The sequence below is a fragment of the Ensifer sp. ENS08 genome (genome assembly GCF_014852195.1).
In the GTDB taxonomy this organism is placed as follows: Bacteria; Pseudomonadota; Alphaproteobacteria; order Rhizobiales; family Rhizobiaceae; genus Ensifer; species Ensifer adhaerens.
The window spans coordinates 133,173-146,340 of sequence record NZ_JACVBF010000012.1; the positions used below are offsets into that span (position 1 = coordinate 133,173).

The window sequence follows — 13,168 nt, forward strand, 5'->3', positions numbered from 1 at the left end:
CGCAAAATCGGCGGTGCAACTGCTTCATCTCAGCCTGGCGGAAGCTCAGCGAAACTGGGCGCCCGTCAGTTCCTCCATCTGCGGCCTTCGGATCCTGACCTTGTCGACGTTGCGGCCATCCAAGGCGACGACTTCATAGGTCAGGCCACCAAAGCTGACGCTTTCGCCCTGGTTCGGCAGGTGTCCGAGGCGCCAAAGAACGAGGCCCGCCAGCGTGGAGTAGCGGTCGGCCTCATCCACGAGATCGACCTCCAGCAGTTTTGAGACATGCCGGATATCGATCCACCCGTCGACGAGGAGCGCTCCGTCTTCCTCGCGCTCGACCGTCAACTGATCATCATCATCGTCGGCAAAGTCGCCGGCGATGGCTTCGAGCAGGTCTGTTGGTGTCACCAGGCCTTCCATCGAGCCATATTCGTCAAGGACGATCGCGACCTGAAGGGGAGACTGTCGCAACTGCTCAAGCAGGCGCAGCGCGCTGACGGTTTCATGCACGACCAAGGGCTGGCGAAGGGATCGGCTGAAGTCGATCTTGCCGGTCTCGAGCAGGTCTCTCAACAGGTCTTTCGCCAGCGCGACGCCCAGAAACTCATCGAGATTGCCGCGTCCGATCGGGAAGCGCGAATGACCTGTTTCGATGATCTTGCGGCGCAACTCGTCGTCACTCTCCTCGATATCCAGCCACTCGACATCAAGCCTCGGGGTCATGACCGATTTTGCCGGGCGCTCTGCAAGTGTCAGTACGCCTTCGATCATCTCGTGCTCCACCGGCGTGAACAGTTCGTCCTCCGTCGCCCGCTCCGCGATGACATCGGCCGTTTCGCCGAGCGACGTCTCGCTCTTGCGTCGACCGAGGAGGGAGAGAACGGCATTTGCCGTACGCTCGCGCAAGTCACCCGTCGTCATGAAGCGTTCGCGGTTGCGGCGTCCGATCTGGTTGAAGGCCTCGATCAGCACCGAGAAGCCGATCGCCGCATAGAGGTAGCCCTTGGGGATATGAAAACCGAACCCTTCGACGATCAAGGAGAAGCCGATCATCATCAGGAAGCCGAGGCAGAGGATGACGACGGTCGGGTGTTTCGACACGAAGGCCATCAGTGGTTTGGACGCAAGCAGCATCACGCCGACGGCGACAATGACCGCGATCATCATCACGGAGAGATGCTGAACCATCCCGACGGCGGTGATGACGCTGTCCAGCGAGAAGACGGCATCGAGGACGACGATCTGCACGAGGACCTGCCAGAAGACCGCATGCTCCACCTTGCCTTCCTTGTGACCGGCATGGCCCTCGAGGCGCTCGTGCAGCTCCATCGTCCCCTTGAACAGAAGGAACAGGCCGCCGAACAGAAGGATCAGGTCGCGGCCGGAGATCTCAGCGCCGAGCACTGTGAACAACGGAGTGGTCAGCGTCACGATCCAGGCGATCGAGGCAAGCAGGACGAGACGCATGCCCAGCGCCAGTCCGAGGCCGATCAGTCGGGCTCTTTCCCGTTGATGCTCTGGAAGCTTGTCCGCGAGGATGGCGATGAAGACGAGGTTGTCGATACCGAGCACGATCTCGAGAACGATGAGGGTGGCGAGACCCGCCCAGGCGGCCGGATCAGACATCCATTCGAACATCATTGGGTTTAAAGGCCAGCCCTCAAGGCAAGGCCAATCCTTCTATTGTTGATGGGAAAAGAAAAAACGTCGCCCGCCCGTCTGGTCGACGGTTGCGGGCGCAAAGTAGGTGACCGCGAAACCGCTTCAGCGGAGCCGCGCTTGTGGGGTCTGATGAACGTTGGTCAGGGTCGGCGTCGTCAGGCATGCCGCGTGGTCCGCCTTGTCGGATAGGCCATGGAGCGGGCGGCAAACAGCAAGCCGAACTCCGCCCATCCTGCGCGACCGACAAGGTGGCGGGTCGTCGTGACCGGATGGGGGACAGGCGGTGGGCTTGGTGCAGCTGGGATCATGAGAAAGGGTTGGCTCTGAGGGAAGGCTGGCTTCCGGGGGAGGGGGACGGTCCCCGGAAGCCAAAAGCGGCGTCAAATATCTTCGTCGCCGCCGAAATCCATGTCGTCAACGGGCGCTTCCGGCTCCGGGGCAGGGGCGGCTGGTTGAGCGGCCTGGGCCTCGTTACCACCCAACATGCCGGCAATCGCATTGCCGAGCAGGACGCCACCGGCGACGCCCATTGCGGTCTGCGCGGCGCCCGCGAGGAAGCCGCCGCCGGTGCGCTGTTGCATCGGCTGGCCGTAAGCCTGGCTCTGGTTGCCCCATGGCGAGCTCGGGGCCGCACGGCCATACCCGGCCTGTTGTGGCGCCGGGCGCTGAGGGGCAGCGTTGCTGCCGAACATCGAGGAGAAGAAGCCGCCGCGCTGCTGGCTTTGTGCGGTGTGCGCTTCCAGTTCTTCGATACGGCGTTGAGCCGCCTCCAGTGCCTGTTCCTGTACGACGATCGTCTGCGCCATGTAATAGGGCGCGCCCGGCTGCTGGCCGATCCGCTCTTGAATGAAGCGGTCGGCTTCCGCGTCGCGCGGAGCGGATTGGCGCTCCGCCTGGGCGAGCTTGGAGAACAGGCCGTCTATGGCCTGTTGATCATTGCGATCCATAAGATATGTCCTTGATATCGGCGACTGTTACTCTTCGCGCTGGCCGGTGAAATTCAGCAGCAGCTGGAAGATGTTGACGAAGTTCAGGTAGAGCGAGAGAGCGCCGAAGACCGCCAGCTTCTGCTGGGATTCCTGGTCGAAGTTGTCGGCATACTGCTCCTTGATGTTCTGCGTGTCCCAGGCGGTCAGACCGACGAAGACGACGATGCCGATCACCGAGACGGCAAACTGAAGGGCGCTGGAACCGAGGAAGATGTTGACGATCGAGGCGATCATCACGCCGATCAGGCCCATGATCATGAACGAACCGAACTTCGCGAGGTCCCGTTTCGTCACATAGCCGTAGAGGCTCGTCGCTCCGAACATGGTAGCGGCGATGAAGAATGTGCGGGCGATGCTGGCGCCGGTGAAGACCAGGAAGACCGAAGCGAGCGACAGGCCCATAACGGCGCAGAAGGCCCAGAAGGTCATCTGTGCCGAGGATGCCGACATCGAATGCATCTTGAAGGAAAAGAAGAAGACGAAGGCGAGCGGCGCCAGCATCACCACCCATTTCAGCGGCGTGGAGAAGATCGGCACGTAAAGCGCCGGCGTGGTGCCGACGATGAAGGCGACAAGGCCCGTCACGACGAGGCCGAGGCCCATATAGTTGAAGACGCGCAGCATGTGCTGGCGAAGGCCCTCGTCGAGGGCGGCGGCCGAAGCCTGACTCATACCGCCAAAGCGGTTCTGGTTCTGATACATGAAGGTTTCCTCAGTAAAGTGAGTTCTTGAGAAGCTCGGCCTCGTCGCTGAGGCCGATGCCCGGCGTGCTTGAAACGACGGCATAGGCAACCTCGCCGACCTGCCACCAGGCAGCCTCGGCATTGGAAAGGTTGAGGTCCTTCACGGGTTCGACCGCGAAACGACCGGGCCTGCCGGCGAAAAGTGAAATGACCGTGCCCGCATCGGTCTTGACGCTCATCTCGACGCTGGGTCCGAATTCCGAGGGGAACACCTGGACATCGATGACGTTCCAGCCCTTCGGGAGCTCCGGCATGACGATGGCGGTCGCGGCACGAATGTCGTCCCGGTCATAGGTCTGAACCTCCGGCTGCGACGGCATTCCAGCCCTGACGACCGAGGTCTGATGGGCGCGGATGGCGTGCTCCACGAAAGCCGGCGGATGGGCCGAGGCATTGACTTCGCTCGGGCCGACCGCCGAATGGGCAATCCACCCGACCGACACCATCAAGCCGACCGCCGCAACCTTTTGCAGCGCGTTCCAAACGCGCGCATTCGCAAGCCCAGAAGAAAGGCGCCGGGCCGCCTCGCGCGTCTCTGGACGACCGGCAACGACATCCGACGTCATCGCCAGTTTGAGCGTGGTGCGCATGCCGAGGTCGGCCATGACGCGCGCCGCCGCATCCGGATTCCTGGCAAGCCAGGTCTCGACCCGCAGCCGACCGGTCGCGTCGAGCTGATTGTCGATGTAGGCGTCGAGATCGCCATCGGTAATCGTATCGACGTCAGTCATTGTCGCCTCCGACAAGCTTCAGATGGTTAGGCTTCCTCCGTCCGCTTTCGAAATCTCTGAGCGCTGCTCGTGCGCGGGAGACGCGCGACATCAAGGTCCCGACGGGGATGTCGAGTATGTCGGCGGCCTCCTGGTAGGAGAGATCTTCGACAGCAACCAGATGTAGGGCTTCGCGCTGCTCCTCCGGCAGCAGCATGAACGCCTCGCGAACCTGAGCGAGCCGGACGCTGTGTTCCTGGTGGGCCGGGTAGGACGATACGGCTTCCTGCGCCGTCTGGCTGTCACGCTGGCCGCGCGATATTACCGATCGTACGCGGTCGATATGGGCGTTGCGAACGATGGCAAAGAGCCAGTTTCGAAGGTTCGCTCCCGACCGGAACGTCGAGCGCCGCTCGTAGGCTCTCACCAAGGCATCGTGAACGAGATCTTCTGCGTCGGGCGAATTGCGCGCAAGCGAACGCGCGTAGCGCCGTAGCGCGGCCAGCTGCCCAATAACGTCGAAAGCGCCTTTTTTCGATTCCATACCCGCATATACGGAGCCGATGCGATTTCTCATCCATCGTCGACGAAAAAAATATCATTCAGCCGGATGCAGCAGTTTCAGAGTGCATGCCCGCTGGCAACACCGAAGCGCGCCTGCGCTGGCTATAGGGGCGGCGAGCCGCACCCGCGCCGCGCTCTATGCGCTCGCAGCAAACGCTTCGAGGGTCGCGGCAAGCAGCATACGGGCACCTTCGATGGAATGCGCGGGCTCGACATATTCCGCTTCGTTGTGGCTAAGCCCGTCGCGGCAAGGCACGAAGATCATGGCTGCCGGCGCGACACGACTGACGAACAAGGCATCGTGGAAGGCGCCGGAGAGCATACGCTTGGTCTTCAGTCCGAGCGATGCGGCAGCGCGATCGAGGCAGGCGAGCAGGTCGTCTGAAAAGAGGGCGGGCGGCATGTCGAAGATTTGCCGCGTTGCGCTCTGGCAACCGTTGGCTTTAGAGGCGTTGTCACATGCCTGCCGGACCCGCTCTTCCAGGTAGTCGATGGCGTTGGTCTCCGGGTGGCACAGATCGACGGTGAACGTGACCGACCCCGGAATCGAGTTCACCGAACCTGGTTCGACTGCGAAGCGGCCGACGGTAAAGCGTGCGCGCGGGTCGCCCGGCATGGCGCTCCTATACAGTGGTTCAAGCGCGGCAACGGCCGCGGCCATCGGGTCGCGCCGGAATTCGAGCGCCGTCGTGCCCGCATGCGCTGCCTGCCCATCGATCCTGACCTCCAGCCACCGCGTGCCCTGGATGCCATAGACGATGCCAACCGGTATGTTCTCCCGTTCGAGCGACGGGCCCTGTTCGATATGAAGCTCAAGGTAGCCGGTGATTGGGAAGCCGAGCGGGCGCATTTCGGCTTCCGGCAGGGCTTTCAGTGTTGCCTCCAACTCATCGACGAACAACGCTCCGTCGCGGCCGCGAAGATCGGACCAGGCCTCGGGGATGGCACCGGCGGCAAACGCCATCGATCCCATCGTGCCGGGGGCAAAGCGGCTTCCTTCCTCGTTCGTCCAGGCAACGACCTCAAGCGGAAAATCAGTCTCAATGCCAGCATCTTCGAGACTTTCCATCACCTCAAAGGCCGCCAGGGTGCCGAGCGCTCCGTCAAAGCGCCCACCGGTCGGCTGGCTGTCGAGGTGGCTGCCGATCACGAACGGCGGCCTTTGAGGAAAAAGGCCCTCCCGCCGGATGAACAGGTTTGCCATCGGATCCTGGAAGACGCGGAAACCGCGCGCAAGCGCGAGTTCCGCTAGCAGCCGGCGGGAGCCCCGATCTTCCACCGACAAAGCCTGCCGGTTGACGCCCCCGGCCGGCGTCCCGCCGATTTTTGCGAAGTCATCAAGACGCTTGAGCAGGCGCTTGCCGTCCACTGTGGTGCGAGAGGTCATAGTCGTTCCCAAATGTCGCCTTGATCAGACGTAGGCTGCGTCATGAAAGGCGATTTCCAGTTGCTGCGCTCGCCCGAAGATAGCGCTCAGGCGTTTGCGCTCGGAAGCCTCGAGCGCGTCGCCGGCAACGTCGAGTTCTTGCTTCAGCCACTTCGCCTGAGCCGCAAACTCATCATCGGCGTGCATTTCGACCCATTCCTTCAAATGTGGATCGGCAAACGATGAACGGGCGGCCCTTTTCGACCAGGTCCAGTACATCCACTCGGCCGCAAACATGGCAGCGACGGTATCGAGGAAACCGCCGTTGCGGGCGATGTCCAGCATACCCGTTCGGAAAGCATGGACCTCGGCAACATTGAGATCATAGGCGCCGGGATCGATATTGCGTTCGGCAAAAATCCGTTCGAAGTAGGCGATCTGCTGGTTGGCGAGCGCATCCAGAACGGCAATCAGCCAGCGCTTCTGTTCGATCGTCTCGGCCTTCGCCGCCGCAAAGGCGAAGATCGAGATCGCGGTTTCGACGAAGGCCCCCTCATAGACGAGATAGCGTTCGAAAACCTGCGGGGACAGGCGCCCCATCACGATGTCCTCGACGAAGCGATGGTTCACCATGGCTTCGAAGACGGTGGCGTTTTCCCGCAGGATCTGTTCCGAAAGCGTTTCAGCCGCCATCGTCACGCCTCCAGCGCGGGTTCGGCAGCGGCGCGGAAAGCCTTAACCCGCTCGATATCGACCGGGTTCCACCAGACCCCGCCCTGCTTCAGAGACGAGGCGACGATCACGCCGTTGGTGCGCTTGAGGATTTCGACGATGTTGTCCTTGGTCACGCCCGAGCCGACCAGAAGCGGTAGGTGCGTCGCCGAGCCGATCTCCTCGATCTCCTCGATGGTTGCCGTATTGCCGGTGCGCTGACCGGTGGCGATCACACCGTCGGCGTCGAAGAAGGCGAGGTCGCGCGTCAACTCCTGGATCGATCGGTCGGCCACGATGGCGTGGGCGCCGTGCTTCACATGGCTGTCGGCAAAGACCTTGATGTGCTCGGCACGCAGCAGCGAACGGTAGCGCATCGCTTCTGCGGCCCGCCCCTCCATGAAGCCTTCGTTGGCGACATAGGCGTTGGCCCACTGGTTGACGCGAATGAACTTGGCGCCGCCCGCCATGGCTATGGCAAAGGCCGGGATCGGCGCATTGGCAAGGACGTTGATGCCGAGCGGCACACCTGTCGCCCGCGCGATCCGGTCGGTGACGACCGACATGAAGGCTGCCGTTTCGTGGCCGATATCTTCCGGCTTGGAGAACGGCACGTCGCCATGATTTTCGATCATCAGGCCATGCAGGCCACCCTCGACCAACGCCTCGGCGTCACGCATGCAGGCATCGTAGATAACAGACATATCGGCACCCCGATAGCGCGGCGCACCGGGGAAGGCCGGGCAATGGATCATGCCGATCAGAACCTTGTCAGTCCCAAATATTTCCCTTATGGCGCTTGTGGACTTGTCAGATATTTCCTGCATTTCTCTCCCTTTCGAAGGTATGTTCATGCACGCTTACGTAATCGGTAATGTGACGGTGGACGAGACTATCGCCGTGTCGGAAATGCCGGCCGCGGGCGCATCGATCCACGGTAGCCAGCGGTCCCGGGACCTCGGTGGCAAGGGCGCGAACCAGGCTGTTGTCATGGCCCGCACCGGCCTGCCGACGAGCCTTGTCGCAGCCTTCGGCGACGGCTTTCGCGCCGACATGATCCGCCAGCATCTGGCAAGCGAACCGGTGGTCAGCAGACTTGTGCCGGTCCTCGGCAAGTCCACCGACTTCTCGATCGTGCTGACCACGCCGGATGGAGAAAACGTCAACATCACGACCACCGACTCTGCCCAGAACCTCACGCTTGCCGACGCCGTGGCAGCGCTGGCCGACGCGGTTCCCGGCGACCTTGCTGTGCTCCAGGGAAACCTGTCGGACGAAACGACGCGCGGTGTCCTTGAAGCTGCGCGCGCCCGCCACATGATCACCGCCTTCAATCCGTCTCCCTTGCGTCCTTATTTCAGCACCCTGTGGCCCTTGGTTGACATTGCTTTCCTCAACCAGGGTGAGGCGCAGGCAATGACCGGTACCAGCGGCGAAGAGGCTGCCCGCAAGCTGCTTGCGGCCGGCGTTCGCGAAGTCGTCCTGACCTTCGGCGGCGACGGAGCCATGCTCGTCACCGCCGAAAGCAGTGTCCGGATCGGCGCCGTCGAATGCGACGTCGTCGACACGACAGGCGCCGGCGACACGTTCATGGCGGTGGCGCTCGCATCCGCCGCACTTCGTGGCACTCGCCTCGATCGCACCGCGATCGAACATGCAACGCGCGCCGCCGCCATCACTGTCAGCCGTCCCGGAACCCGTTCGGCGTTTCCATCGATCGAGCAGTTGCAAGCGATCCTGGCTGCGCGCTGAGGCTCTCCTCAGCGCGCGCTCCTCGCTGCGGTTAGCGCTCCGTTGCCGTCATCCACCCAAGGATGTTCTTCCAGAGGCGGCCGTAGCCCTCCCACTCGCAGAATGCCGGCGACAGCCAGTGGGGGCCGATATCGGACGTCCAGGCGGCGGTGCGCCCCTTGCCGAAACCGCCAAGGACGAGCAGCGGGTGTCCGCCCTGATCTTCGGGAAGCCGGGCGACGACCTCGGCGCCATCGCGAACCTCCACTTCATTGACGCCGAGAAGCAACGGCCAACTGCCCGAAAGCCCCGCCATGGTCGGATGGTCCGGCTTGACGACGTCGGCAACCGCGCCCTCGGGAATCTCGACGCGGTCGTCATAGGGAAGGCACGTCACCGGAAGCGTGTCTTCGACAGCCGTGCGGCGCCAGCGCGCCTTACCGTCGATACCCTGGAAGGAGAAGTAGCCGCCGACCATCAACAGCGCTCCGCCCTTTTCGACCCAAGCCTTGATGAGCTTCAACCGGTTCGGAACGGTGCGCGAGTGCAGCCATACGGCCGGCGGCAGCAACAGCGAGTTGGCGCCGATATCCGACAGGATGATCGCATCGTACTGGTCGAGGCCTGCCATTTCATAGGGGAACTGGTCCACGGCGTCGTGTGCGGTCATGTAGGTCAGCTCGAACTCGCTGTCCTTGAGCACCTTGACGAGCGGTTCCGCGCCCAGATGGAAGGTCACGCTGCCGAACTGGTCGAAACCCTTGTAGTGGGTGGCGGAGCTTACCCAGCTCTCGCCGACGAGAAGCACTTTCTTTGTCATGGTCTATCCGTCTGTCTTGAATAGCGTTGGGAGCCGATATCAGGCCCCGGTTTGGAATACCGAGCGGGGGTTGTCCCGCATCATTCTGTCGAGCGCGCCGTCCTCCAGCCCGTGTCGTTTGAGACGCGGCAGGAAGTGGCGCAGGACGTAGGCATAGCCGTTGCCTCCGTAGTGGCTGAGCATCATCTTCAGGAACACATCGTGCGAGAGCAGGATGCGGTCCATGTGGCCGGCGTCCACCAGCCTGGCGATCGCTCGTGCTGCCTCTTCGTCGCTCGGGCACTGTACCTGTTGATCGGCATAGAAGAAGTCCATGCCGATCATGTCGTATTCGATGAACGCACCGCGTTCGGCGAGCTCGCTTTGATAGGCGAAATCGTCGTGGGACGGGTTCATGTGACAAAGCACGGTGTGGCGCAGATCCGCCCCTTCCTCGGCGACGACATCGAGCACCCGATGGCCGAGCCGGAACCAGCCCGGCAGATGCACCATCAGCGGCAAACCGGTCCGGACCTGCGCCCGGGCGGCCCCACGCAGGGACTTCTCCTCGGCCGGGGTGAAATCGGAGGAGACGCCGATCTCGCCGATCAGTCCGATTTTCACGCCCGTGCCGTCGACACCGTCTTTGGCCTCGCGGACGATGCCGTCGGCGATCTGGTCGACGCTCATGTCGGCGACCTCGGCCGGATGCGAGGAGGCAAGATAGTATCCGGCCCCCATCACGATATTGAGACCCGTCGCCTTGGAGATGCGCCGTAAGGCGAGCGGGTTTCGACCGATGCCATTGCAGGTGGGTTCGACGACTGTACGGCCGCCTGCGGTCGCGAAAGCCTGCAATTCGGCGATAGCCAAGGGTTCGTCGTCAAGCGTAATGTTGTGCTTGTTAACGAAGGGGTCCTGGCGCAGTTCGCCGAGGATCTCCATGCAGACGAAGCCTTCGGCGAGATACTGACGCTCCTTCGTTTGCGGTGCGTTCCACCAGCAGCGGCAATCGTTGAGGATATGCTCGTGCATCAGTGTGATGCCGAGTTGATTCGCGTCGATCGCGCCGTTCACCGTCATCACCTTGCCGGACCGCACATGTCCTTCTGACAGTTCCTTGCTCATGACGGTCATCTCTTGCCGCCGAAGCGAAAGTTGGCGGTGAAGATCCGGGTGTTGAGCCAGATCGCAACGAGAATGATCGCACCGGTAACAATCTGCGTGAAGAACGGCGAGATATGCATGAGGATCAGGCCGTTGCCGATGACCGCAATCGTCATCGTGCCGAGCACGGTCCCGAGGATCGTGCCGCGCCCCCCCATCAGCGATGTCCCGCCCAGCACTACGGCGGCGATAACCTGAAGCTCGAAGCCGACGGCCGCATTCGAAGAGCCGGAGCCGAGGCGCGCGGCGATCAATAGGCCAGCAAGGGCGCAGGCAACGCCGGCGATCATATAGACCGAGGCGATCACCCATTTCGCCGGCATGCCGACGCGGCGAGCCGCTTCCATGTTGGACCCGACGGCGACGACCTGGCGGCCGTATTTGGTGGAGGATATGACGACATAACCGGCGACCGCGACCGCAACCGCGATAAGCGCAGGCATCGGAATGCCCAGCAATTCACCGCGGCCGAGCATGAAGAAGCCGGGAGCGTCCTTGATCGGGATCGAGTACCCTTGCGTCAGATAGAGCGCCAAGCCGCGCAGGATCGACAGGCCGGCAAGTGTGACGATGAAGGCCGGAATACCCTGATAGGCGGTGAACCATCCCTGCACGAAGCCGAGAAAGGCGCCGAAGAAGAGCATCGCGACGACGACGAGAGGCCAAGGATAGCCCATGGCCAAGACAATGGCCGCAACCGCATTGACCAGGGCGACCTGCGAGCCGACAGAGAGGTCGATGCCGCCGGTGATGATGACGAGCGTCATCGCAACGGCGACGATGAGAATCGGCGCTGCCTGGCGGATGACGTTCAGAATGTTGCCGAGCGTCATGAAAGTATCGGTCGTGGCCGCGAAAAAGACGACGCAGGCCAGGAAGAAAAAGGCGATCGACAGGACCTGGGCGTTTTCCGAAAGGAAGTCTGCCGCCGGCGAGCCTTTCGCACGTTCGGTATAGGCCGTCATTGCTTGGCTCCTTCCCCGACGATCAGCTTGACGAGGTCTTCCAGGTTGGTCTTGCCGATTTCGCGCTCGGCGACCTTGGTGCCTTCGTACATCACGGCAATGCGGTCGCAGACACGGAACAGGTCCTGGAGACGGTGGGTGATCAGGATGACCGAGACGCCCTTTGCCTTGACGCGGTTGATCAGCGCGAGCACGGCTTCGACCTCCGCCACGGCGAGCGCCGAGGTGGGCTCGTCCATGATCAGGACTTTCGGATTGAACGAAGCGGCGCGCGCGATCGCGATCGCCTGACGCTGTCCGCCCGAGAGCTGAGCGACCTTGCCGGTCAGACGCGGAATGCGGATCTCCAGCGCATCGAGCATCTTGCGTGCTTCCTCGAGCATGGTCCTCGTATCGAGGAATGGCCCTTTGCTGATTTCTCGACCGAGGAAAAGATTGCCGACCACATCGATGTGGTCGCAAAGGCTCAGGTCCTGAAAGACCATTTCGATATTGCGGTTACGGGCGTCCGCAGGTCCTGAGAACCGAACCTCTTCGCCTTCCAGCGTAATGGTCCCGCCATCGGGAATGTAGGTGCCCGAGATGACCTTGGTCAGCGTCGATTTGCCGGCGGCGTTGTCGCCGACGAGGCCAAGGCACTCGCCGGGATAGATGTCGAGGTCGACGCCACGCAGCGCCTGGTGCGATCCGAACGTCTTGACGATCCCTTTGAGGGACACGCGGGGACTGACACCGGTGCGGGAGGGCAGAGCCCCCCCGACACCAGCGACAGCGGGAGGATGCTGTCTTTCAGTCGTCATCATTTGAAGATCGCCCGATATGGCTCGACCTTGTCCTTGGTGACGATCGTTACCGGCACGGCGATGGTCTTTTCGACGCTGCCGCCGTCGGAGACCTTCTTCAAGGCGTCGACGGCAGCGGCACCCATGGCAGCCGGGTCCTGCTGGATCACGGCGGTGACGTAGCCGGCGTCGATGCCGGCGATCGCCTGGGCCGTCAGGTCCCAACCGAAGACCTTCACGCTATCCTGCTTGCTCTGGCTTTCGACCGCGGCGATGGCACCCATCAGGGCCGGCTCGCCGGTCGCATAGATTGCGGTCAGGTCGGGATTGCCGGTAATCAGGTTCTCGGCGGCAGCGAGCGCGTTGTCCTGCACGTTCTGTCCATCGACGACGCCGGCCGAGCTGATACCGTCGACATCCTTGATGGTCTTTTCAAATCCCTCCTGGCGAACGTTCTGAATGAAGGAGTTCAGCGCGCCGACGACACCGATCTTGGCTTTGCCATCGGCGTTGGCCTTGATGTATTCGAGGAAGAACTTGCCCATGTCGGCGCCGGCCGTTGCGTTGTCGACGCCGATCTGCGCCTTCTGCGGGCCTTCCGGAAGGATCGCATCGATGGCGACGACGGGGATCCCGGCTTCGGCTGCCTGGTTGACCGCCGGCATGATGCCGTTGACGTCGATTGCAACGACGGCGATGCCATCGACCTTCTGCTGGATGTAGGTTTCGATCGCACTGTTCTGCGCGGCCGGGTCGTTGTTGGCATTGAAGATGACGAGCTTCGCGCCGGCAGCGTCGGCCGCCTTCTGCGCGCCTTCGTTCATCTGATTGAAGAAAAGCGCCTGCTGGTTGATTTGCACGAGTGCAAAGGTCTTTTCGGCGGCAAGGGCCGGCGAGAGAGCAGCGCCGAGGGTCGTCAATGCCGTGAAACCAAGCGTGGCGACTAAAGTCCTGCGTTTCAAATTCCAGTTCATGTTCTCATCCTCTGTTGGTT

Annotated in this window: 14 protein-coding genes; 1 reads left to right on the plus strand and 13 read right to left on the minus strand. The window is 62.3% G+C overall.

The genetic code is table 11. The features are described 5' to 3' along the window. Positions 1-45 precede the first annotated feature (45 nt). The 8 genes from IB272_RS23170 to IB272_RS23205 all read right to left on the minus strand — a co-directional run bounded on the left by IB272_RS23170 (position 46) and on the right by IB272_RS23205 (position 7,557). Positions 46-1,626: a TerC family protein gene (locus tag IB272_RS23170; protein WP_060521147.1), complete on the minus strand. Its 1,581-nt coding sequence runs from the start codon at positions 1,624-1,626 to the stop codon at positions 46-48. 401 nt (positions 1,627-2,027) lie between these two features. Beyond that, entirely contained in the window at positions 2,028-2,594 is a 567-nt protein-coding gene (locus IB272_RS23175; protein WP_034790482.1) for a DUF2076 domain-containing protein, read from the minus strand. Between the two features lie 27 nt (positions 2,595-2,621). Beyond that, positions 2,622-3,338, minus strand: a complete 717-nt coding sequence (locus IB272_RS23180) for a Bax inhibitor-1/YccA family protein (protein ID WP_034790478.1) — start codon at positions 3,336-3,338, stop codon at positions 2,622-2,624. A gap of 10 nt (positions 3,339-3,348) precedes the next feature. Next, positions 3,349-4,110 (minus strand): anti-sigma factor, encoded by a 762-nt coding sequence (locus IB272_RS23185; protein WP_192445144.1) that lies wholly within the window; start codon positions 4,108-4,110, stop codon positions 3,349-3,351. Further along, positions 4,103-4,633, minus strand: a complete 531-nt coding sequence (locus IB272_RS23190) for a sigma-70 family RNA polymerase sigma factor (protein ID WP_034790462.1) — start codon at positions 4,631-4,633, stop codon at positions 4,103-4,105. The genes IB272_RS23185 and IB272_RS23190 overlap by 8 nt, the downstream gene beginning before the upstream one ends. 156 nt (positions 4,634-4,789) lie before the next feature. Continuing rightward, on the minus strand, positions 4,790-6,040 hold the full coding sequence (locus tag IB272_RS23195; RefSeq protein ID WP_192445146.1) for a Zn-dependent hydrolase: 1,251 nt from the start codon (positions 6,038-6,040) through the stop codon (positions 4,790-4,792). A gap of 24 nt (positions 6,041-6,064) precedes the next feature. Next, positions 6,065-6,712: a TenA family protein gene (locus IB272_RS23200; RefSeq protein ID WP_192445148.1), complete on the minus strand. Its 648-nt coding sequence runs from the start codon at positions 6,710-6,712 to the stop codon at positions 6,065-6,067. 2 nt (positions 6,713-6,714) lie between these two features. Continuing rightward, the gene (locus IB272_RS23205) at positions 6,715-7,557 is read right to left on the minus strand and encodes a BtpA/SgcQ family protein (RefSeq protein WP_112772383.1); all 843 of its coding nucleotides are present in this window, start codon (positions 7,555-7,557) and stop codon (positions 6,715-6,717) included. A 25-nt stretch (positions 7,558-7,582) separates the two neighbouring features. Between IB272_RS23205 and IB272_RS23210 the strand changes: the two genes are divergently transcribed. Next, positions 7,583-8,482, plus strand: coding sequence for a ribokinase (locus IB272_RS23210; protein ID WP_060610860.1), 900 nt, complete (start codon positions 7,583-7,585; stop codon positions 8,480-8,482). Between the two features lie 31 nt (positions 8,483-8,513). On the opposite strand, the gene IB272_RS23215 is transcribed toward IB272_RS23210, so the two are convergent. Genes IB272_RS23215 through IB272_RS23235 form a run of 5 tightly spaced genes read right to left on the minus strand, consistent with a single transcriptional unit; the run spans position 8,514 to position 13,148 of the window. After that, on the minus strand, positions 8,514-9,281 hold the full coding sequence (locus IB272_RS23215; RefSeq protein WP_060521153.1) for a glutamine amidotransferase: 768 nt from the start codon (positions 9,279-9,281) through the stop codon (positions 8,514-8,516). Positions 9,282-9,320: 39 nt separating this feature from the next. After that, on the minus strand, positions 9,321-10,388 hold the full coding sequence (locus IB272_RS23220) for a phosphotriesterase (protein ID WP_192445150.1): 1,068 nt from the start codon (positions 10,386-10,388) through the stop codon (positions 9,321-9,323). Positions 10,389-10,393: 5 nt separating this feature from the next. Beyond that, positions 10,394-11,392, minus strand: coding sequence for an ABC transporter permease (locus IB272_RS23225; protein WP_060610650.1), 999 nt, complete (start codon positions 11,390-11,392; stop codon positions 10,394-10,396). Continuing rightward, complete coding sequence (locus IB272_RS23230) at positions 11,389-12,192, minus strand: ATP-binding cassette domain-containing protein (RefSeq protein ID WP_034790756.1); 804 nt, start codon at positions 12,190-12,192, stop codon at positions 11,389-11,391. Before IB272_RS23230 ends, IB272_RS23225 begins: the two co-directional genes overlap by 4 nt. Further along, complete coding sequence (locus tag IB272_RS23235; protein ID WP_192445152.1) at positions 12,192-13,148, minus strand: substrate-binding domain-containing protein; 957 nt, start codon at positions 13,146-13,148, stop codon at positions 12,192-12,194. The genes IB272_RS23230 and IB272_RS23235 overlap by 1 nt, the downstream gene beginning before the upstream one ends. Positions 13,149-13,168: the final 20 nt, after the last annotated feature.

Excerpts from the sequence above, each read along its gene's own strand:
- IB272_RS23170 (WP_060521147.1), bottom strand. The coding sequence starts at position 1,626 with ATGATGTTCGAATGGATGTCTGATCCGGCCGCCTGGGCGGGTCTCGCC.
- IB272_RS23175 (WP_034790482.1), bottom strand. The coding sequence starts at position 2,594 with ATGGATCGCAATGATCAACAGGCCATAGACGGCCTGTTCTCCAAGCTC.
- IB272_RS23180 (WP_034790478.1), bottom strand. The coding sequence starts at position 3,338 with ATGTATCAGAACCAGAACCGCTTTGGCGGTATGAGTCAGGCTTCGGCC.
- IB272_RS23185 (WP_192445144.1), bottom strand. The coding sequence starts at position 4,110 with ATGACTGACGTCGATACGATTACCGATGGCGATCTCGACGCCTACATC.
- IB272_RS23190 (WP_034790462.1), bottom strand. The coding sequence starts at position 4,633 with ATGGAATCGAAAAAAGGCGCTTTCGACGTTATTGGGCAGCTGGCCGCG.
- IB272_RS23195 (WP_192445146.1), bottom strand. The coding sequence starts at position 6,040 with ATGACCTCTCGCACCACAGTGGACGGCAAGCGCCTGCTCAAGCGTCTT.
- IB272_RS23200 (WP_192445148.1), bottom strand. The coding sequence starts at position 6,712 with ATGGCGGCTGAAACGCTTTCGGAACAGATCCTGCGGGAAAACGCCACC.
- IB272_RS23205 (WP_112772383.1), bottom strand. The coding sequence starts at position 7,557 with ATGCAGGAAATATCTGACAAGTCCACAAGCGCCATAAGGGAAATATTT.
- IB272_RS23210 (WP_060610860.1), top strand. The coding sequence starts at position 7,583 with ATGCACGCTTACGTAATCGGTAATGTGACGGTGGACGAGACTATCGCC.
- IB272_RS23215 (WP_060521153.1), bottom strand. The coding sequence starts at position 9,281 with ATGACAAAGAAAGTGCTTCTCGTCGGCGAGAGCTGGGTAAGCTCCGCC.
- IB272_RS23220 (WP_192445150.1), bottom strand. The coding sequence starts at position 10,388 with ATGAGCAAGGAACTGTCAGAAGGACATGTGCGGTCCGGCAAGGTGATG.
- IB272_RS23225 (WP_060610650.1), bottom strand. The coding sequence starts at position 11,392 with ATGACGGCCTATACCGAACGTGCGAAAGGCTCGCCGGCGGCAGACTTC.
- IB272_RS23230 (WP_034790756.1), bottom strand. The coding sequence starts at position 12,192 with ATGACGACTGAAAGACAGCATCCTCCCGCTGTCGCTGGTGTCGGGGGG.
- IB272_RS23235 (WP_192445152.1), bottom strand. The coding sequence starts at position 13,148 with ATGAACTGGAATTTGAAACGCAGGACTTTAGTCGCCACGCTTGGTTTC.